Origin of the sequence: Microbacterium sp. BF1 (genome assembly GCF_019279095.1) — a bacterium.
GTDB lineage: Bacteria > Actinomycetota > Actinomycetes > Actinomycetales > Microbacteriaceae > Microbacterium > Microbacterium maritypicum.
Genome location: NZ_JAGYWT010000355.1, coordinates 1 through 2,633 on the forward strand (window position 1 = coordinate 1; position 2,633 = coordinate 2,633).

Below are 2,633 nucleotides of genomic sequence, written 5' to 3' on the forward strand. Positions count from 1 at the left end.
CGCGATCGAGGGGAGAGCGCGTCACCGCAGGCAGCCGGTGCGGTCCCTGTCGCAACCACGTGCCCGGAACATCGCCGTTACGACGCCAGCGGGTTCCGTTCCATCGAGAGGCTGCCCGCGCCCGAGCGGCAGCGACACGATCACGCGCCTGCGCCGTGGAGAGATCGCCTCTCTTGCCCGCCATCGCTCGCGATGCGGCGACACGGTTCACCTGCAGATCGATGTCGATGCGATCACGGAGCGGTCCGGACAACCGAGTGGAGTAACGCCTGATCGACATGGGAGGGCAGACGCACTCGGCACCGCGAACACCATGATTCCCACACGGGCAGGGGTTCATCGCGAGGAGCAACTGGAAACGGGCGGGGAAAGTGGCGGTGAATCCTGCTCGATGCACCTCGATCACCCCCGACTCGAGCGGCTGTCTCAGCGCATCGAGCGCGACGCGCGAGAACTCGGCGGCTTCATCGAGGAACAGCACGCCGCGGTGCGCCCGCGCGATCGCTCCCGGTCTCGCGGTGCGGGAGCCGCCGCCGACGAGAGCGGCGACCGACGCGCTGTGATGCGGCGCTTCGAGCGGCGGAAGCGGATCGAGAGCTACGACCGCCTCTCCGCTGAGCGAGCGCACGGACGCGACCTCGAGGGCTTCCTGTTCCTCGAGCGCGGGCAGTATCCCCGGGAGCCTGCGGGCGAGCATCGTCTTCCCCGCTCCCGGGGGGCCGCTCAGAAGCATGTGATGACCACCGGCTGCTGCGACCACGAGTGCGTCCACAGCGTCGTCCTGACCCACGACATCGGCCAGGTCGAGGCTGTCGCCCCGACTGTGCGCGGCCGATGCGATTTCGACGGCCTCCACATCGGGCGCCTCGACATCGGCGCCATACCAGACCGCCACCTCGGCGAGAGAGGCTGCCGCGCGAATCTCGACGCCGGGAACCAGCCGCGCCTCGGCTTCGTTACCCCGAGGCACGATCACCGTCTCGAATCCGGCTCGCGCCGCGGCGAAAACTGCGGGAAGCACGCCGGGAACGGGACGGATCCTGCCGTCGAGGCCGAGCTCGCCGATGTGGACGGTCGCGGCGATCGAACGCGCCTCGATGGATCCGCCGGCGGCGAGACAGGCCATGGCTATCCCCAGATCGAATCCGGCCCCGTGCTTGGGAAGGCTCGCCGGTGAGAGGTTCACCGTGAGTCGTCGCCGTGGCAGGTCCAATCCGGCGTTCTTGCAGGCGTTGTGCACGCGTTGGACGGCCTCGCCCAGCGACTTGTCCGGCAGCCCGATGATGCGGAACTCGGGAGTCTGATTCGACATGTCGGCCTCGACCTCGACCAGATGCCCGTCGACTCCGGTGAGAGCGACCGCCCAGGTGCGCGCGGTGGTCATGCGATGTCCACGAGATGCTCGAGCGCGCCGGAGGACGGATCTGGTCCGATGATGCCTATGGCTTCGAGTCGCACACGTCGACCGCGGGCGGCTTCCGGATTCTCCGCGACCCATGCCTGCGCGAGTTGCCACAGCCGACGTCGCTTACGGGCGTCGATCGCCTCGAACGGGTGGCCGTAGGCGGTCGTCCGTCGCGTCTTGACCTCGACCACAGCGAGATGACCGTCGCGCGCGGCGACGATGTCGATCTCTCCCTGCGCGCACCGCCAGTTCCGCGCGAGCACGGTGTACCCGTTGCCCCTCAGATGCTGTGCGGCGCGCTCTTCGCCTGCTCTTCCGAGTTCATCCTTCGCTGCCATGTGCCCAGCATCACGCGGGGTGCGTTCCGAAAGGAGCGATTCGATGCCGCTTCCGCGGCATCTGGGGAGAAGTCAGCTCTCCGAGATCGTGTGGAGGGCGTGCGAAGGCGGCGGGCCGAGAGGAACCGTCACTCGCCGTCGAGGGAGAGCTCCTGCGGGAGCTCGAACTCCCGGCGCTGCAGTTCCTCGACATTGACGTCCTTGAACGTCAGCACGCGCACAGCCTTGACGAAGCGATCGGCACGGTAGATGTCCCACACCCAGACGTCGGTCATCGAGATCTCGAAGTAGAAGTCATGCTCGGTGTCCCGACGGACGACATTGACTTCGTTGGCCAGGTAGAACCGGCGTTCGGTCTCCACGACGTACTGGAACTGCGACACCACATCCCGGTACTCCCGGAACAGTGCCAGCTCGAGCTCGCGGTCGTAGTCGTCGAAGGCTTCCTCATCCATGATGTCTCCATCCTAGAGTCGCAGGCACCGCGGCGCGTCATCGACCGCTCGGGCACGGCCGGTGCGATCCGCTCAGAACAGGGTGGGCACGTCCGCGATCGCCCAGGATGCCCTGTGGTGCGGGGAGAGCCCGACAGTCCGGATCGCGTCGCGATGCGCGGAGCTGGCGTAGCCCTTGTTGCGATCCCACTGATACGCGGGATCCGTCTCGTGGAGCTCGGTCATGTATGTGTCCCGCGCGACCTTCGCGATCACGGATGCCGCCGAGACCGATGCGCAGTCCCGGTCGGCCTTGACCACCGGACGCACCCGGAGCGGGGCGGGATGCACCTTCGACAGATAGTCGTGATTGCCGTCGAGCAGGACGAGAGCACCGTCGAGCGCCGCGCCCTGATCGGCGACGGCCTGAACCGCCCGCGACGCGGCGAGACCGAG

The 2,633-nt window shown here is 67.6% G+C and carries 4 protein-coding genes; all 4 read right to left on the reverse strand.

The window, feature by feature from the left end; translation table 11 throughout:
- Nucleotides 1-1,384 (reverse strand): YifB family Mg chelatase-like AAA ATPase (locus KZA10_RS11955; protein ID WP_218682989.1); only part of this gene is annotated, 1,384 nt, incomplete at its 3' end.
- Nucleotides 1,381-1,743, reverse strand: coding sequence for a YraN family protein (locus KZA10_RS11960; RefSeq protein ID WP_017830718.1), 363 nt, complete (start codon nt 1,741-1,743; stop codon nt 1,381-1,383). The genes KZA10_RS11960 and KZA10_RS11955, both read right to left, overlap by 4 nt.
- A 128-nt stretch (nt 1,744-1,871) precedes the next feature.
- Entirely contained in the window at nt 1,872-2,198 is a 327-nt protein-coding gene (locus KZA10_RS11965; RefSeq protein WP_017830719.1) for a DUF2469 family protein, read from the reverse strand.
- A 72-nt stretch (nt 2,199-2,270) separates the two neighbouring features.
- The coding region (locus KZA10_RS11970; RefSeq protein ID WP_374196585.1) for a ribonuclease HII at nt 2,271-2,633 on the reverse strand (363 nt) is incomplete at its 5' end.